The sequence below is a fragment of the Pontibacter sp. 13R65 genome, from assembly GCF_047525655.1.
GTDB lineage: Bacteria > Bacteroidota > Bacteroidia > Cytophagales > Hymenobacteraceae > Pontibacter.
Genome location: NZ_JBLIQL010000001.1, coordinates 146,554 through 163,848, shown reverse-complemented (window position 1 = coordinate 163,848; position 17,295 = coordinate 146,554). Strand labels below are relative to the sequence as shown.

Sequence of the window (17,295 nt, the reverse complement as noted above, 5' to 3'; positions counted from 1 at the left end):
AATTATTTTAACAATAAATATAAACATTAACTTTAGATACAGCTATGCGGGAGAAGATGGCTTTAGGAAGAGCAGTATGATAGGCAGCAGAAAAAATTATTTAGTAGGTATGAGATTGCTTAGTTGCAGACAAGACATGCCACAGCAAATTAGGAACATCTGTGCTACCTCAAAGCACTTTTATGGCATTTCACCTGTTGCCGTCGCCCCCAGAAATCGTATTTCGCTCCCTAGTTTCCTTATCTGTGAAACCATACAGGGACCTTGGTAACATCATAATCTAACTTATCTGAGAATGTAAGGCCTGCTTTTTCGAGTTGCAGGTAAAAGAGCAGATTCGGAGGCTTGTTGCCCCATGATGCTGCCATTATATGAAAAAACCCTCAATAAAAATTTAATTAACAGTTATTTAGCAACGCATTGCGCGACCTTGTCTGTAGCCTTGCGCCTCTCTTATTTTAATGGAAGAGGTACTGCACGGGGTAAAGCAGCTGCATTCCAAAAACAAGAGGTTAAGGGCCCGTCAACCGCAAGTTAATCTAATAATTTTTGTAAAGGTTGTTTAGGGATCTTTATGAGGCTTAGGACAGTTCGGTGCGGGGGCTCACACTGCCCATCTGGAATTTGTCCGATTTCTCCGGCTTAGGCTGGGCAAACGCACTACTCGCCACCTCCTGACCCACTTCTGCAGGCTTGTTGCCTGTGCGGGACCTGTACCAATTCTTCATGAGCTGCATAACCGGCTGCTCCACATACACCGAAATCAGGTAAGCGCAAACAATACTAAACACAATAGGCGGCACAATAACCAGCATGCTGCCACTGAAAAATGCTTTCGTGTTATTTATAATAATAAAGCCGATGTATTGGTGAAATAGGTAAAGCGGGTATGAGATGCTACCTAAAAACAAAAATACTTTATTCGACATAAAATCGAGTTTCCCGCTTATACTGAGGTAAAAAACGAAATACATACCGCCTATTATCAACACATCAGTTAGGCCTTTATTCAAGTAAAAAGAGAGGGCCATGGCCGCTGTTAGCGCTAACTGCACCAGCACTTGCTTTCGCACCTCCGGCTTAAACTTGAGCATATAAAATAAGATGCCGGAATAAAAGAAGGCACCATGATACAGGTTGAGCAGCTTGCTTGCAACTGGTATTTCATAGAGGTGCATGTTTACAAAATTAAGAGCCATCCAGGCGGCGCCGATGTAAAGAATTTTGTCGATTTTACCAGCCACAAAGACAACCAGCAGCATCAGGTAAAACATCCATTCATAAAACAGGGTCCAGTATACGCCGTCTACTTCCGGCACTCCCACCAGTTTCTGGAACATGGTGAGGTTTATTATAAAATCAGTGAAGGAGGTTTCAAGGCCTGGTAAGCCAAAGAGATATACAGCCGAAAATGTAGCAATAGCGCAAAACCAGTAGGCAGGGTAAAGCCTGGTAATGCGTTTAAACAAAAAGTCTTTGCCGTCTTTTAGGTTCTTGAAGCTAAAAAAAATCACGAAGCCACTGATCATAAAGAATAGCTCTACACCATAGTGGCCATAGGCAAAATCGAACTGCTTCGAAAAACTATGTCCGTATAAACTTCTGTATGTTGTGGTATAATGGTAAAGTACGACCAAAAAAGCGGCGATTCCTCTCAGGGAATCCATAAAAAGTAATCTGTTCTTCTCCATAAATCCTGCCTCCAACTAAAACACAGGGTATGCTTGTTACCTCTATAAAACCTGCATCAAGAAAATTCAATTATTGACTCGGCTTTCGCCTCAGCTTTTCTGTACCTGATTTTAATAAATAATGTTATGCATTTAACTTATATAAACTGAAAATCTGCTATATATTATAAAATTACTTTTTGGCATTCTGCTTTGTAGCACAGCAGCACCGGCTACAAAGAGTGCAATGCACCTTCTTTTGCCTGCTGTTATTCCGGTCCTACCCGATCCAGGTGCCGGAGTAGCTTACTCAGCTTTGGCCCCGGATTTATGCGGTATACAAAATTCAGGCGGTAGTTGCCCGTGAGCATAGTATTAGAAAAGCCCTCGTTGGATACTAGGCGCACATTGTTGCGAACATAGTTGACATTAACAGACCAGCGGCTGGCATTGTACCCTATAACGCCCCGCCAAAATATATTCGGCTTTACACCCCATTGCGTGTGGGAGTTAGTTTCTGTTTCTTTCTCAGTATATCCTATGCCCAGGTTAGCAGCAGCAGAGGCTGTAACAAAAAAATGCTTTTTAAAAACCAAGGTATAGGCATAGCCGGCATTAGGGCCAAATTCAAAAAAATTGAGACTGGTAAAGTTCCCCGCAGTATTTCTGATTAGAGGCACAGGCACCAGCACACTGTCGCCTGCCACACGGCCCCCATACATTTCGAACCCAAGCAGAAAAGTACCTGCCGATTTTTTTTGCCACTCGTTCTGCATAAAAGCCGCCCGGTAAGAAAACCGCTCGTGGTTGAACAGGTACTGCACCGATGCCCCGATCTTGGTAAGGGCCAAATCTGGTCGCACATAAAATGCTTCGTCTGTGGCAACTCCCCTTCCCCGCTCTTGTAAATGATAGCCCTTGTAAAACTGACCAAAGACATCCACCACAAACTTTCTGGGGTAAATGTGCGCCTGCAGGTCCAGGTACCGGGTATCGCCCTGGTTCTTATCTGGGTTCAGAAAGCCGAAACCATAGCCCAGGTTCAGGGTCGCCCATTTGTAAGTGGCTCCTATACCCATGTTGAGGGTGGTATTAGGCACATAAAGATACCTGGAGTCGTCAATTTTGTCGCGAATGCGCAAACCAGTGTATTTCTGCGAGAAGTAAAAACGGGTTGTCAGCAGATCCGGAAAGGGCTGGTAATATTCGTTTTCAGAGCTTGTTTGTGCCCGCATTTCGGTGGCAGCTGCTAGCACAATACAATAAATGCCAAAGAAGCGAAATAAAGAAAACAGGAGGCGTATCATGTAGTAGTTTAACAAAAGAGTAAATGGCAATGCACCGAGCGTATAGGAGTGTAGTACCTGCTTGTGTTACTTCTGGTTACAAAACACAAGTAGCCTGCTACTTTGCTTCGCTACCGCTCATGAGGCAAGTTAGCAACGAAGAAAGCTCATTCGGCTAAATTCTGCTAATGAAACAGGCCTTCCGGAGGCATTCTATGCCTATTGCCCGTGAGGGCTGACAGGTTTGGTGCAGCGAAGTTACCCTCATTCGTTTCGGCTCAACCACTAAAAGAAATCCAAAATAACATAGCTGCTCTGAGACAAAAAAAGCTCCCGGAAGGCTCATTTCATTAGAATAATTGAAGCGTACTTTTAGCTAATCTGTGTTACAGCCCTACCAGCTATAACACAGCTGTTCCGGCAACCCAGCTTACGGAGTCTGTTGGAGCTTCCGCAAAATAGAACAGCCTGCCCAAGCAGGTGCAGTTTTTTTTACTCGCACCAGGAACCCGTACTTAAAGTATTTATAAATTGATTTACACGGTATTTGCTGCAAAATTCTCTTTGATTAATATTTATCTATTCATCTGGCAGAAGAAGTTATTTCAGTATATTTGCTCCACAAAGTTTAGAACTAAATAAAGAGTATTTATCACCACTGTAATTTATTGGCTCCAGTCAATCATACTTATTGCTACTATGCTTCTCTCTTCCTGAAACAGATTTTTCTGTAGCTTGCCCATAGCTGGCTGCTTCGTGCTAATGACACACCCAGGCAGAAAACAAACTTAAATTACCTCAGCCTAGCAAGCTCATTTTATTTTAGCCAAGACTAACAGGTTTGAATTATCAACACCAGGAATTGTTTGCAAATTTTAGGTGTTCATGCCTTCATTGAGTTAGAGCAGAACAGAGCCGGACAGAAACACGAAGGCAAAACAGTAGTAACGCGCATGAAGAAATTTTACAGTCTAATTATATTTCTGCTGTACACGCTGGCAGGTCTGGCGCAGTCAACAGATATCTCCTTTAGGCACCTTACTACTAAAAGCGGCTTGTCGCAAAGTTTTGTCAGGAGCATTGTACAGGACCAGAAAGGGTTCATATGGATTGGCACTTCCGATGGGCTAAACAAGTACGATGGCTATAAGACAAAGGTGTACCGCAATAACCCGCTTGTTAAAGAGAGTCTCAGCACTAATGCAGTAATCAAAGTCTTTCTCGACAAAAAAGGCACCCTGTATATTGGCACCGACAATGGTGGACTAAACGTGTACAACCAGGAAATGGATAATTTCACGGTTTACAGGCACGACCCTAGCGACCCCAACAGCCTCAGCGACGATCGTATTACTTCTATTACCGAAGATTATTCCGGTCTAATCTGGATCGCCACCGACAAAGGGGGCCTGAATATTTTCAACCGCGACACCAAGACATTTACCCGCCTCCTGCACAACCCGAAAAACCCGCAAAGTCCCATCAGTAACATTGTACGGGCGCTGGAAGAAGACCAGGCAGGCAACATGTGGATCGGTACCGAGGCTGGCATTAGCGTCATCAGCAAAGACAGAAAACATTACACGCACTATAAACATAAACCATCTGACCTTGGCAGTTTAAGCACCAACTCTATCCGGAAGATTTTTGTAGATACTGAAGGCGAAGTATGGATCGGGACGGCATTTGGCGGCCTGAACAGATTTCTGCCTAAAACAAAATCCTTTAAGCATTACATATACCAAAACGCCAAACAGCCTACACTGCTGGCAGATTATGTACCTGGCATTTGCCAAGGCAAAGATGGCCGCATTTGGATTGCCACCAACTATGGCCTCAGCATTCTGAACAAAAAAAACGACACTTTTACCAACTACCAGCACGACTCCTTTGTTGGAAGCTCCTTATTGGACAATGGCCTCAACACAATTTACGCAGACCCCAATGGCAACATCTGGATTGGCAGCATTGCCGGCATTTCTATAAAAGAAGCTTATTCGGCTAACTTTGAGCACTATGTTTTCAACCCTGGCAAACCCGACGGCTTAGGCTCGCGCGAAGTATCCGCATTTTACCAGGACAAAAAAGACAACATCTGGATAGGCCTTCGCAGCGGTTTTGATTCCTTCAATCCAAAAACCAAGAAATTCCGCCACCACGAAGAAACCCAAACAGGCAGATGGCTGGGCACTATTACTTCTTTTTACGAAGACACCCAAAACAACCTTTGGCTGGGCACTTTCGATGCCGGCGTTATGACCTACGACCGCGACAAAAATACCTTCGAGCATTATGTAGGCATAGACCCTGTAACAAAGGACACCATGCTGCTCCGCGACATTTGGCATATACAGCAGAACCCAAAGGGCGAGCTTTTTCTGGCAACTCTGAACACGGGCATTTTTAAGTACAACCCCGAAACACGCGCCTTTTACCGCTATGGCTGGAAAGGAAAGAAAGTTCCCGCTGATGGCATTAACAGTTTTTATATTGATAAAGCAGGCACCATGTGGCTCGGTACTACCTCAGAAGGCGTGTATAAAATAAATGAGCAAAAAGGCATCTTTAAAGTTTTCAGGCACGACCCGGCAAAACCGGCAAGTCTGAGCAACAATATTATTACTACTATTTACGAAGACAGGCAGGGCAGGGTATGGATCGGGACAAGGAATGGCTTGAACCTGGCAAACCAGAAATACGGCACCTTTCGCACTTACTCCGAAAGACATGGCTTGCCCAGCAACACCATTAACAGCATACAGGAAGACGAGCAAGGCAACCTGTGGCTTGGTACTAACGAGGGCTTGTCGTGCTTTAACCCAGACCAGGGTACCTTCCAAAATTTCAGGACAGAGGACGGATTACAGCTAGATGAGTTTTTGCCGCGTGCCGCCCTTAAACTTCGCTCAGGAGAGCTACTCTTTGGTGGCCTGAACGGCTTCAACAAGTTTAATCCGGCTACTTTTGTTTACAACAAAAAAGCACCTGCTGTTTACATTACCGATTTCCAGATATTTAACAAAGAAGTACCCATAGGCACAGAAGGCTCACCACTTAAACAAGCCATTTCTGAAGCCTATGAAATAAAGTTATCGCATAAGCAGTCGGTACTTTCTTTTGGGTTTGTGGCCATAAATTACACCAGAAGCAAAAAGAACCAATACGCTTATATGTTGGAAGGTTTTGATACGAACTGGAACTACGTGGGCTCCAGCAGAAAAGCCTATTACACGAACCTGGATCCGGGAGAGTATGTTTTCAGGGTAAAAGCCTCCAACAACGACGGCGTCTGGAATGAAACAGGCAGCTCTATTAAACTAATTATAACTCCACCCTATTGGGCTACCTGGTGGTTCAGAACACTAATGGGCTTATCTTTTATAGGTCTCTGTGTTGCGTTATACAAATATCGCCTGAGGGCTGTAAACAAACAGAAGCAAGAGCTGGAGGAACAAGTAAAGGCACGCACATCCGAAGTTATTTTACAGAAAGAAGCCCTGCAAACACAGGCTGCCGAATTAAAAGATTACACCATCCGGCTGCTTGAGTTAAATACGCAGCTCCACCAGCAGCAGGTGCATGAGCACCAGGCACGGCAAGAAGCTGAGGACGCAAGGCAGGAGGCTGAAAAAGCCAACCATGCCAAGAGCACGTTCTTAGCCACCATGAGCCACGAAATACGAACTCCTCTGAATGGTGTTATCGGCATGACCTCACTGCTCTCCGAAACAAAACTAACCTCGGAACAGCGGAACTACACCGAAATCATCAGCAGTTCGGGCAAAAGTCTGCTTTCTGTTATCGACAACATCTTAGACTTCTCTAAAATAGAGGCTGGCAATTTAGAGTTGGAGCAGGAGCCATTCGACCTGCGGGAGGCTATAGAAGAAGTACTGGATATGTTTGCCAGTAAGGCAGCACAGCAGAACCTGGACCTGATGTACCAGCTTGCTCACAATACTCCCATCCAAATTATTGGCGATAGTGTGCGCCTGAAGCAGATCCTGATTAACCTGGTTGGAAATGCCGTTAAGTTTACTTCCGAAGGAGAGATTTTTGTAGGTGTAACCTTAAACTCTCTGCTCGATAACCAGTTGGCGGAACTAAGCTTTGAAGTACGCGATACAGGCATTGGCATTCCGGATGATAAAGCCGAACAGTTATTCAAAGCTTTTATGCAGGTAGATTCTTCTACGACCCGCAAGTATGGTGGCACAGGCTTGGGGCTGGCAATAAGCAAACGCCTGGTGGAACTTATGGGCGGCAACATTTCCGTAGAAAGTACGCCTGGCAAAGGCACTACTTTCCGCTTTAGTATGCTGGCGCAGCCAAGCACGGAGGCACTTCAGGCATATGTGCACCTGAGCGCGACGGAGCTAAAAGGTAAAAGCATACTGGTAGTAGACGATAACAGAACCAACAGAAGCATTCTGAAGGCGCAGCTGACACAATGGAGTTTTGTACCACTGCTGGCCGAAAGTGCCCAGGAAGCAATCGATATACTGGAGAGGCAGCCAATCGATATTGTAATCAGTGATATGCACATGCCAGAGACAGATGGTGTGGCGCTAGCGAAAAAGATAAAAAAACGGAACCCGCAGCTTCCTATCATATTGTTGAGCTCTATCGGAGATAGCATAGGCGCTAAAAATAAAGACCTGTTTTACTGTACGCTTACCAAACCAGTAAAACACCAGCAGCTGTACAAGCAGCTGAGCAACTGCCTGAAGCAACAGCAAAAAACGGAAAAGCAAGAACCTGAAAAGAAGAGGAAGCTTTCAGAAAACTTTGCCAACAAGCACCCTATGCAAATTCTGGTAGCAGAAGATTACCCTATAAACCAGATGCTGGCCCACATGGTGCTGGAAAAACTAGGCTACACAGCCGACCTGGCTGAAAACGGGCTCCAGGTGCTGGAAGCGCTAAACCATAAAATCTACGATGTGATATTAATGGATGTGCAAATGCCTGAAATGGATGGTTTGGCTGCTACTCGTGCCATACGTGGAAACACAGCAGGTCCTCAGCCTTACGTTATAGCCACTACCGCTAATGCCATGAAAGAAGATGTGCAAGCATGTTTAGGTGCCGGCATGGACGACTACATCAGCAAACCCATAGACCTGGAGGATCTTCTGAAATCGTTGGAGAAAGCCGCGACTGCTATAAAGTCCAAAACTGCGGCTAACAAGGAGTTTACTCCATCGGTTTAGTTTACGAGCACATTTTACTTCTGTACTACCATTTTAAAACCTTTATCAGGAACAGGGGCATGGCCAGGCCGAACAAAAATGCCAGGGCATAGTTTTTAAAATACGACTTCGCCTTAATATTATTTTCTGGCTTGTGAATGGTAAGCAGTTTGTATTTAGAGGCAGCGAGTAGCTTACTCAACTCTTCCCGCCTCTCAAGCAGATAATCATATTGTGCTTTTTTCGCCTGCCGCTCATTCTGTAGCTCTTCCAGGTCAGCTTCTGCCAGGTAGCGCCGCTGCTCTGTTGTCTCAGGGCTAGCTTCGGCAGGATGCTCTTTCTGCTTTACAGTATTAGCATCCTGCTGCAAGTAACCCACCCGTTGCACAATAGATTTTTGCACGGCAGCCAACCTGGTATTGCTTTTAGCTATTGGCGGGCTATCCTCCGAGTGCGTTCGTAACAGATCGAGCCGGTCTAGCTGCTGTTGGTTAAACTCTTTTATGAGCCCCTGCAGCATACCATCTTTCAGCTCCAGATTCTCCGGTATAATGGTTATCTGCGAAATAGGGTTGTGCACATACGGGTACAGGGCTTGCAACGCCTGCACCTGTGCCTGCTTATCGGCGAGGGCTGCTTCGGATGCCGATACCTCCGGCTGCTCCTCAGGCTCTTCCGGAATAAGCCGGCCATACCCTTCCAGCATCAAATCGAGGCGCGCAATCTCCAGGCGTATGCTGTCCAGGTTATTGTACACCACGTCCAGGGCTGTTTTATAAGACTCTTTGTGCACATCATACCCTTCAGCATAAACAGCAGTCATTTGTTTCAGGAAATTAACTCCGCGCTCTGGTATTTCATCTTTCAGGCTAATGGTGAGAAGGTCGGGGTGCATGTGCTTTCGTTTAAAAGACAGCTGCTCCAGGTAGGCTTCGGCCATTAGGTTAATATCGCTGAACGACACCCTTACCTCCTGCTGATCTTTACTGAATGCCGGCCCAGGCAATACCTTAAAAGTGGCAAAAGGCTTTTCGATGATCTGGTTAAACAAAAATGCCTTTACCTGCCCATCTTCTTTTATTACAAAGGTATTCTGATCAATAATTTTTATATCGAGGGTATATTGGGTAATTCTGGGGCTGTAAGATATGAGCACCACGTTTATGGGAGCTTTTTGTCCGTAAACCTCCTTTTTACCTAGCCACTTTTTAGAAAAGTAATGCACATTCAGGTTCAGGTCTGCGATGGCTTTTCTGGCAGCGCCTTTTAGCTGAAGTTGCCCCACATCAAGAGTAACTGGCTCTGTGGCCGCACTCGTAGCATTTACAGAGGTTGCCTTAAACTTGCCAGCCTGCTGCGACTGCCCCTCCTCGTTGTCGTTGTTCTGAAGAAATATAGTACTGGAGATGGTGTATTCCGGAGCCGAAAGCATGTGGTAAACAAATACCACAAACAAGCTTAGTACAATAGCCCGGATAAAAGAATACTTGCTTTGCACGAACACGGCGCAGAAGTCTTTTACAGAGGCCCACACTTCTGTAAGGGAGTAGCTATTAATTTTATTAAAATTAATTTTATGGAACATGTACTTCTCCAGCTTGTTTCAAACACTTACTGCCATCTAAAGAATACTGTTACATACGTATAATTGCTGCAAAGTAGCTTAATAGCAGGAAAGCAATATAGACATATTCGTCTGACTCAGCACAAATACTTGTTTCTGCAGGTTATCTATTACTGCTAATTTGGCAATTATTCTAATGAATATGGGCCTCCGGAGGCTTTTTAGAAATGTTAGGCGCTAGATGTTATATGCCGGACTTTTCTGAAAACTGGTGTTCTCAGGCACCCGCAAGAGCTGCGCAATTTTTGTGGCTCTCTATGGTCAACCATTCAGCAGTTAAACTATTAAGCCATTCAATAATCAGCGACCTACAACAAAATTATTCTAATGAAAAGAGCCTTCGGGAGGTATTTTATGCTGTTCCGCCCAAAGGGATTCCAGAGCTGTTAAGGTAGTTTGGAACCTTTAGGCCTGCACCGGATGCACTGCTTCTCCCGTATAGCAAAAAAGCGCTTTACCATACTTACACCGGGTGCAACTGATCAGCTAACACTTGCAAACTATGCCTTCTTACAACAGAAACAGCACACGTACCAGAAACATCAGATCAACCGCCTCGGCTGCCAATACCTCAACACGAGCACAGCCAATGGAGCAGCGGGGGAAGGCAGCCAGAAGAAACAACAGAGGCCGGAAAAGAAAGGCAAGCAGCGGCGGAGCAGTAAAAGGAGCCCAAAACCGACTAAAGAATTTCAGGCAAGCCTCTATACTGGCGGTTGCCATTACAGGCTTTATCATGTTACTGTTTGCTCCTTCAGAAGCCGGTTTGGCACAAGATGGTACGCAGGCAGAAGATTCTGTTGCCTTAGCAGAAGAGGTTTCCGCAGAAGATCTGCCAACCACGGCAGAGGCACTATCGAGCAAAGAGGCCACTTACGAAGCCATTGGAGCCCTGCAGGAGCTGTGGCAAAGCTTTTTTTACAACCTGCCAAAAATCTTGATTGCGCTTGGCATTCTGCTCCTGGCCTGGGTCTTTGTCCGGCTCCTGACGGCCTTGCTGCAAAAAGTAGTGAGAAATTGGCAAAGCGCCAGCGCCATTATTTCGCTGGCCTCTATTGCCGTGTGGCTGCTAGCAGTTGGCGTGGCTCTGAGTGTAGTCGCCGGAGACATTCGTGCCTTGGTTGGCTCACTTGGCCTCATTGGCCTGGCCTTGTCGTGGTCGCTGCAAACGCCGATCGAGAGTTTTACGGGCTGGCTCATGAACTCCTTTAAAGGCTACTACCGCGTTGGCGACAGAATAAGGGTGGGCGAGGTATTTGGCGATGTGTACCGCATTGATTTTCTGAACACCACCGTCTGGGAAATTGGCGCTCCTTACCAACCCGGTTTTGTGCAGGCCGAGCAACCAACCGGCCGCCTGGTTACGTTTCCGAACAACGAAATTCTGACTGGCTCCGTCATAAACCTGACCGGCGATTTTCCTTATGTGTGGGATGAGCTGGCGGTGTCGGTGGCCAACGAATCGGATATGCCGCTGGCCATGACGGTGCTGGAGCAAGTGGCGCAACAACTGCTAGGCGATTATATGGTAGAACCCGCCCATGCCTACGCCCAACTCCTGAAACGCGCCGGCTTAGGCGATAATGTATCCGACAAGCCGCAGGTTTTTATTTCTATGGACGACTCCTGGACCAACATCACCATCCGCTACCTGGTTGGAGCCCGTGAGCGTCGCAAATGGAAAAGCGAATTAACCCTACGCATAACCCAGGAACTGAACAAGTCAGAGTACCTCCAGAAGATTATACCAGTGTACCCTCGCCAGCAGGTGCAGTTTATTGCTCCGAACGGTGTACCTGTTGAGGCAACATTTAAAGATAAGGCCAACAAAGAAGCATAGCTTTGGCAGTTAGCTTCCAGGCTCCTACCCTACCCATACCACCAGTTCGGGCAAATTGGTAAAGAAGGGGGAGCAGGGCAGAATGCCACAGCTTCAGTAAAATCTGCTATACCAGGCCTGCCCATCTAGGTGGCTACCGCTGCACTCAGTACAGATATTTCTTTTCCCAAGGCTTCAACACAGTGGTGCAACAGAATACGCTTTGCTACTTACTAACATGGCTTCTTACTATCACCAAAAACCACTTCTCCTGATAGAGAAGAAGACAAGAACCTAATTTTTTCTCAGGGACAACTTTATAATTTCAGTAACGTTAATTCATTTATATTAAAACTCAATCAATAAAAATAAATTTTTGTTATAATATTTGCATCATAATTAAACATCTGTTACCTTTACATCATCAACAAACAATGTAGGGTGTTGAAACTGGCAGACAAGCCCTCCTCTCTCGGGGGTGGAGAATCTGGGATAAAGCAACTTGACCTAAACTACTACAGTACAAAGATTTTTGCCTAACTGCTCCGTGGAGGTTCGATTCCTCCCCCTACAGCAAAAGCCGCCCCTGGAGCAATCCGGGGGCGGCTTCTTTTTATGGCTTTCACGCGTGGTAGCATGTGTTGCAAACTTCTGCCTGGCTCAAATTTTCTTCAGTAAAACAACTCTAAGTGTAGATGAGTGGTATGGAAGGATGCTCCAACGATACAAAATCCATGAAACTACCCAACCCCTCCCAAATATTTTTGCCTGCTTAAAAAATGTTGATAAAGGCGATTTTGCCGGCAACAGCATCTGCCGTTCTTGTAATTGAGTGGTAATTTTAAGTAAAGTGGGAACAGGTGCTGTGGTGTAACCTTGGCCTGTTTTGGCCTAATTTAGCTCTTAGAGGCCTTTTTTGTTACCAGAATTTAGTTGGTGCAGAACGAAAACATCTGCAAGCGCAGGAAGACGTATATTTTCAGGTTACATAGTCGCCTCATAGTTAACCACCAGTTACGGCTGTACTTAAACGAACGGTATGGGTGAAATCCTAACCTACTGAGTTTGTCAGATCCCGGACTTCTGTTTGCAGGTCCTGGGCAACGAGCTCAAGCTGCTTCATGGCTCTTTCCTTGTTCCTTTCTTGCACAATCAGCAACTTAGTACCATCGGAGAGTAGTATGTAACCATCAAATGAAATGGAATAAGTAGAGGACCAGGCTCGGCTGTTGCTCCTGCTTATGGTCCTGTTCTTTTTAAGAAATATAAACTGAACACCAGGAAAGGGCTCTATTTCGCCAATGGTGTGTCCCAAAAGGTTTAGCCCCATACAATAACTCCTTTTGCTAAGATCAATTTCAAGGCATTTGTAGAGCAGAAAGGGAAAAACACCACAGGCTATGGCTAGTAAACCTGCCAAGGGCATAGAGCTGAAAATATACAAACCGCCAGCTATAATAACACCGGCAAACACCTTTGAGTAACCACCCGGTCCACTTTCTAACCGGTATCGGAGCATGTTTGTATTCATAAACACTCTAAGTCTATGAGGCAGTATTTATTTTTTCACCAATTTCCTCAGCGCCATAGCATAGCCCAGATGCAAGCCATCATGCATCGCCACCGCCTGAAAAGCTTCTTTAGCACTCGCTATTTCAATGCCCATACTCGTTTTAATGGGATCGTAAACGGTAAAAACACCCTGCTCAAAATCGTTGGCTGTTTGTTCTAGGGTGCTGTAGAGGTACTGTTTCAGCAAATCCAATTCCTCTTGCGCAACAAACGCTTCTGGCCGGGTACCCTTTCTGTATTTGCCAATAAGGTGCTGCTCCACCATTGGCTCTAATTGGGAGCGGGTGTAGCATAAAACCTGCTGCGTAGAAATAATATGCCCAAAGTTCCAGATAACATTGTTGTTAAAGCCGTCAGGAACTTTATTCAGAGCCTCTAAAGATAAACCTTCTATCAGTTGCAAAAAATTGTGTCTTGTTGCTTTTATAAGAGTAAAGATATTTTCCATTTATGAAGGTTTTTATAGAAGAGTAAAACTACCACATTTCAGAATAAAGTAATACCAGTTAAATTTCTGCTGCGTAACCTTCTCCCCCTCCTGTCAGTTCTGATAAACCAGTAAGATGTAGTATCTTTGTAAAGATGCACTTAAAGACGGCGTATCATAACAGCCTAAGGCACAGTCCTCCCTTTTTAAGCTACCGGCAAGAAAGTGAGGTTATAGATGTCTGGCAAATTTGTCTTAAAACGAAATACCTTTGAAAGTTAAAGATTTCTTGGAGCTGTACCGCCTCGATAGTGTGGTGCAAACTATTGCCGACCGGCTGAAGGCGAACAAAGCCTACCGCCTGCAGCTCAAAGGCCTTACCGGCAGCTTAGATGCTGTGCTGGCCTCGGCAGTATATACCTTAAACAAACAACACCAACTCTTTGTACTCCACGACAGAGAGGAGGCCGCTTATTTCTATACCGACCTCCGGAACCTTGTTGGCGACGAGAAGGAGGTGATGCTATTCCCGACTTCGTACAAGCGCCCATACAGCTTTGAGGAAACCGAGAATGCCAATATACTCATGCGGGCCGAGGTGCTTAACCGCCTTAACCAAAAAACCGGCAAAGGCGAACTGATCGTTACCTACCCCGAGGCACTAACCGAGAAGGTAATTAACAAGCAGTCGCTGGTAGAAAATACGTTGGGTGCCAAAGTAGGCGAAAAACTCGACACCAACTTTCTGAGTGAGATGCTGGCAGAGTACGGCTTTGAACGCACAGAATTTGTGTACGAGGCAGGCCAGTATGCCGTGCGCGGTGGCATTGTGGATGTGTTTTCTTACGCTAACGACCTGCCTTATCGCATCGAGCTTTTTGGCGACGAAATAGAAAGTATCCGCACCTTCGACCCCGACACGCAGCTGAGTGTGGAAACGAAGAAAGCCATCTCGATTATACCCAACGTGCAAACGAAGCTGTTGCAGGAAACTCGCGAGGCTTTTCTGGACTACCTGCCCGACAATACCAACATCTGGTTTAAAGACATTCGCCTTACCTTAGATGTAATTGAGGAGTACTTCGACAAAGCCTCACACGCTTTCCAGAAGATGATGGCCGGCAGCGGCGGCACGCAAATTGTGTCGGATCCGGAACAACTGTTCCAAACGCAGAAGCAGTTTAAAAAGCTGCTCGACAACTTTAACGTAGTAGAGATCGGCAAGCGCTTCCACTTTAAGTCAGCCGAAACCATACAACTGCAGGCCAAGCCTCAGCCTTCTTTCAACAAAGATTTTAAACGGCTGGTAAAAGACCTGCACGAACAGCAGGGTGCTGGTTTTGTGAACATTATTGCTACTGATTCGCCGCGCCAGATCAACCGCCTGACTATGATCTTCGATGAGCTGGACCATGATGTGCGTTTTCAGCACCTGCCTGTGTCGCTGCGCGAGGGCTTTATAGACCAAAACCTGAAGGTTACCTGCTACACCGACCACCAACTCTTCGACCGTTTTTATCAACACAAGGCCAAAACCGGGCACTCCAAGTCCAAAGCCATGACGCTGAAGGAGCTGCGATCGCTGCAGCCCGGCGACTATATAACGCACGTAGACTATGGCATCGGGCGCTTTGCGGGGCTGGAGAAAGTGGAGGTAGGCGGCCGGCTGCAGGAGGCCATCCGATTGGTGTACCGCGATGATGATTTGCTGTACGTGAGCATCCACTCGCTGCACAAAATCAGCAAGTACAGCGGCAAAGAAGGTGGCCCACCGAGCATGAGCAAACTTGGCTCACCGGAGTGGGAAAACAAGAAGAAGAAAGTAAAAGGCAAAGTAAAAGACATTGCCCACGAACTGATATCGTTGTACGCCAAACGCAAAGCTGCGCCCGGTTTCGCCTTTACACGCGATGGGTTTCTGCAGGCAGAGCTGGAGTCGAGCTTTATCTACGAGGACACTCCCGACCAGGGCAAGGCAACCGAAGATGTAAAAGCCGATATGGAGCAGCCCCACCCCATGGACCGCCTGGTGTGTGGCGACGTGGGCTTCGGCAAGACAGAAGTTGCCATCCGCGCCGCCTTTAAAGCAGCCTGCGACGGCAAACAGGTGGCCGTACTGGTGCCCACCACCATTCTGGCCATGCAACACTACCGCACCTTCCGCGACAGGCTGGAGCAGTTTCCTGTAACAGTAGATTACATTAACCGCTTTAAAACAACCAAAGACACCAAAGAAACCCTAAAGCGAGTAGCAGAGGGTAAAGTAGACATTCTCATCGGTACACACCGTATCGTGAGCAAGGATGTAAAGTTCAAAGACCTTGGCCTGATGATTATTGATGAGGAGCAGAAGTTTGGGGTAAAGACCAAAGACAAGCTGAAAGAGATGAAGGTGAACGTAGACACTCTCACCCTTACCGCCACCCCTATTCCGCGCACGCTGCACTTCTCGCTTATGGGTGCCCGCGACCTTTCGGTTATTGCCACGCCGCCACCCAACCGCCAGCCTGTAAAAACAGAGCTGCACGTGTTCGACGAAGCCTTGATACGCGATGCCATTGTGCTGGAAATGAAGCGGGGCGGGCAGGTGTTTTTTGTGCACAACCGTGTAAAAGACATCGAAGAAATTGCCTCTATGATTCTGCGCCTCGTGCCTGATGCCAAGGTAACGTACGCCCACGGCCAGATGGACCCTGAAAAGCTGGAGAAACGCATGATGAAATTCGTAAACGGCGAGTACGATGTGCTCGTGTCTACCAACATCATTGAGTCGGGGCTTGATATTGAGAATGCCAACACCATTATCATTAACAGGGCACATATGTTTGGCCTCTCCGACCTGCACCAGATGCGCGGACGCGTGGGCCGCTCGAACAAAAAAGCTTTTTGTTACATGCTCACACCACCTGTTTCGGGCTTGCCAAGCGACGCCCGCAAACGCCTCAGCACCCTCGAAGAATTCTCCGACCTCGGTGAAGGCTTTAAAATAGCCATGCGCGACCTCGATATTCGGGGGGCCGGTAACCTGCTGGGCGGCGAGCAAACAGGCTTTATCTCAGACCTCGGTTTCGAAATGTACCACCAGGTGCTCGACGATGCCATTAAAGAGCTGAAAGAAACAGAATTCCGCGACCTGTTCCTGGGCGATAACCTGGAGCAGTTTATAGAGCCGGTGCTCGATTGTAACATCGAAACCGACATGGAGGTGCTGATACCGGATACCTACGTAAGCAACATTTCGGAGCGGTTGAGCCTCTACTCCAAACTCGACAGCACCAAAGACCTGCAGGACCTCGAAAAGCTGAAAGCGAGCATCGTGGACCGCTTTGGGCCGCTACCGGAGGAAGTGCAGAAGCTCGTAGAAATAGTAAAACTGAGGTGGCAGGCGCAGCAGCTCGGTTTCGAGAAGCTCACCATCAAAAAAGAAACGCTGAAAGGTTATCTGCCAACCGCCAACAACGACAAATATTTTCAGTCGGAAGTGTTTGGCAATATTTTAAAATACGTGCAGCAGCACTCGCGCCGCTCCCGCCTGAAGGAAGCCAAAGACAAGCTGATTGTGATTGTAGAAGACATTCGCGCCATTAGCGATGCTAAAAATATATTCGACGAAATAGGCGTACCGGTACCGGTTACCCCAGCTCCTTAACATAGGGCCTGCTCCTGCTACAATAGCAGACAGGAGCAGACCCTAAATTTTAAATA

8 protein-coding genes are annotated in these 17,295 nt (G+C 46.6%); 3 read left to right on the top strand and 5 right to left on the bottom strand.

The window, feature by feature from the left end; genetic code table 11:
• Nucleotides 1-581: 581 nt before the first annotated feature.
• Both ACMA1I_RS00700 and ACMA1I_RS00695 read right to left on the bottom strand, forming a co-directional pair.
• Nucleotides 582-1,667: an acyltransferase gene (locus tag ACMA1I_RS00700; RefSeq protein ID WP_337066307.1), complete on the bottom strand. Its 1,086-nt coding sequence runs from the start codon at nucleotides 1,665-1,667 to the stop codon at nucleotides 582-584.
• A 272-nt stretch (nucleotides 1,668-1,939) separates the two neighbouring features.
• Complete coding sequence (locus ACMA1I_RS00695; protein WP_337066306.1) at nucleotides 1,940-2,977, bottom strand: DUF4421 domain-containing protein; 1,038 nt, start codon at nucleotides 2,975-2,977, stop codon at nucleotides 1,940-1,942.
• Nucleotides 2,978-3,909: 932 nt separating this feature from the next.
• On the opposite strand from ACMA1I_RS00695, the gene ACMA1I_RS00690 reads away from it, so the two are divergent.
• Nucleotides 3,910-8,169 carry a two-component regulator propeller domain-containing protein gene (locus ACMA1I_RS00690; protein ID WP_337066305.1) on the top strand — a complete coding sequence of 1,420 codons (4,260 nt, stop codon included), beginning with the start codon at nucleotides 3,910-3,912 and terminating at the stop codon, nucleotides 8,167-8,169.
• A 25-nt stretch (nucleotides 8,170-8,194) separates the two neighbouring features.
• Here the strand turns inward: ACMA1I_RS00690 and ACMA1I_RS00685 are convergent, their stop codons facing one another.
• Entirely contained in the window at nucleotides 8,195-9,733 is a 1,539-nt protein-coding gene (locus ACMA1I_RS00685) for a hypothetical protein (protein ID WP_337066304.1), read from the bottom strand.
• Between the two features lie 541 nt (nucleotides 9,734-10,274).
• Between ACMA1I_RS00685 and ACMA1I_RS00680 the strand changes: the two genes are divergently transcribed.
• Complete coding sequence (locus ACMA1I_RS00680) at nucleotides 10,275-11,612, top strand: mechanosensitive ion channel family protein (protein WP_337066303.1); 1,338 nt, start codon at nucleotides 10,275-10,277, stop codon at nucleotides 11,610-11,612.
• Between the two features lie 1,030 nt (nucleotides 11,613-12,642).
• Here ACMA1I_RS00680 and ACMA1I_RS00675 read toward each other — a convergent pair.
• Together ACMA1I_RS00675 and ACMA1I_RS00670 are read right to left on the bottom strand one after the other, a co-directional pair.
• Nucleotides 12,643-13,110 carry a hypothetical protein gene (locus ACMA1I_RS00675; protein ID WP_414703853.1) on the bottom strand — a complete coding sequence of 156 codons (468 nt, stop codon included), beginning with the start codon at nucleotides 13,108-13,110 and terminating at the stop codon, nucleotides 12,643-12,645.
• Nucleotides 13,111-13,149: 39 nt separating this feature from the next.
• On the bottom strand, nucleotides 13,150-13,611 hold the full coding sequence (locus ACMA1I_RS00670; RefSeq protein ID WP_337066301.1) for a DinB family protein: 462 nt from the start codon (nucleotides 13,609-13,611) through the stop codon (nucleotides 13,150-13,152).
• Nucleotides 13,612-13,861: 250 nt separating this feature from the next.
• On the opposite strand from ACMA1I_RS00670, the gene mfd reads away from it, so the two are divergent.
• Entirely contained in the window at nucleotides 13,862-17,239 is a 3,378-nt protein-coding gene (gene mfd, locus ACMA1I_RS00665) for a transcription-repair coupling factor (protein ID WP_337066300.1), read from the top strand.
• The last annotated feature ends 56 nt before the right edge of the window (nucleotides 17,240-17,295 follow it).

What these genes read in the sequence shown, in the direction of transcription:
- ACMA1I_RS00700 (WP_337066307.1), bottom strand. Translation starts at nt 1,667, where the DNA reads ATGGATTCCCTGAGAGGAATCGCCGCTTTTTTGGTCGTACTTTACCAT.
- ACMA1I_RS00695 (WP_337066306.1), bottom strand. Translation starts at nt 2,977, where the DNA reads ATGATACGCCTCCTGTTTTCTTTATTTCGCTTCTTTGGCATTTATTGT.
- ACMA1I_RS00690 (WP_337066305.1), top strand. Translation starts at nt 3,910, where the DNA reads ATGAAGAAATTTTACAGTCTAATTATATTTCTGCTGTACACGCTGGCA.
- ACMA1I_RS00685 (WP_337066304.1), bottom strand. Translation starts at nt 9,733, where the DNA reads ATGTTCCATAAAATTAATTTTAATAAAATTAATAGCTACTCCCTTACA.
- ACMA1I_RS00680 (WP_337066303.1), top strand. Translation starts at nt 10,275, where the DNA reads ATGCCTTCTTACAACAGAAACAGCACACGTACCAGAAACATCAGATCA.
- ACMA1I_RS00675 (WP_414703853.1), bottom strand. Translation starts at nt 13,110, where the DNA reads ATGCTCCGATACCGGTTAGAAAGTGGACCGGGTGGTTACTCAAAGGTG.
- ACMA1I_RS00670 (WP_337066301.1), bottom strand. Translation starts at nt 13,611, where the DNA reads ATGGAAAATATCTTTACTCTTATAAAAGCAACAAGACACAATTTTTTG.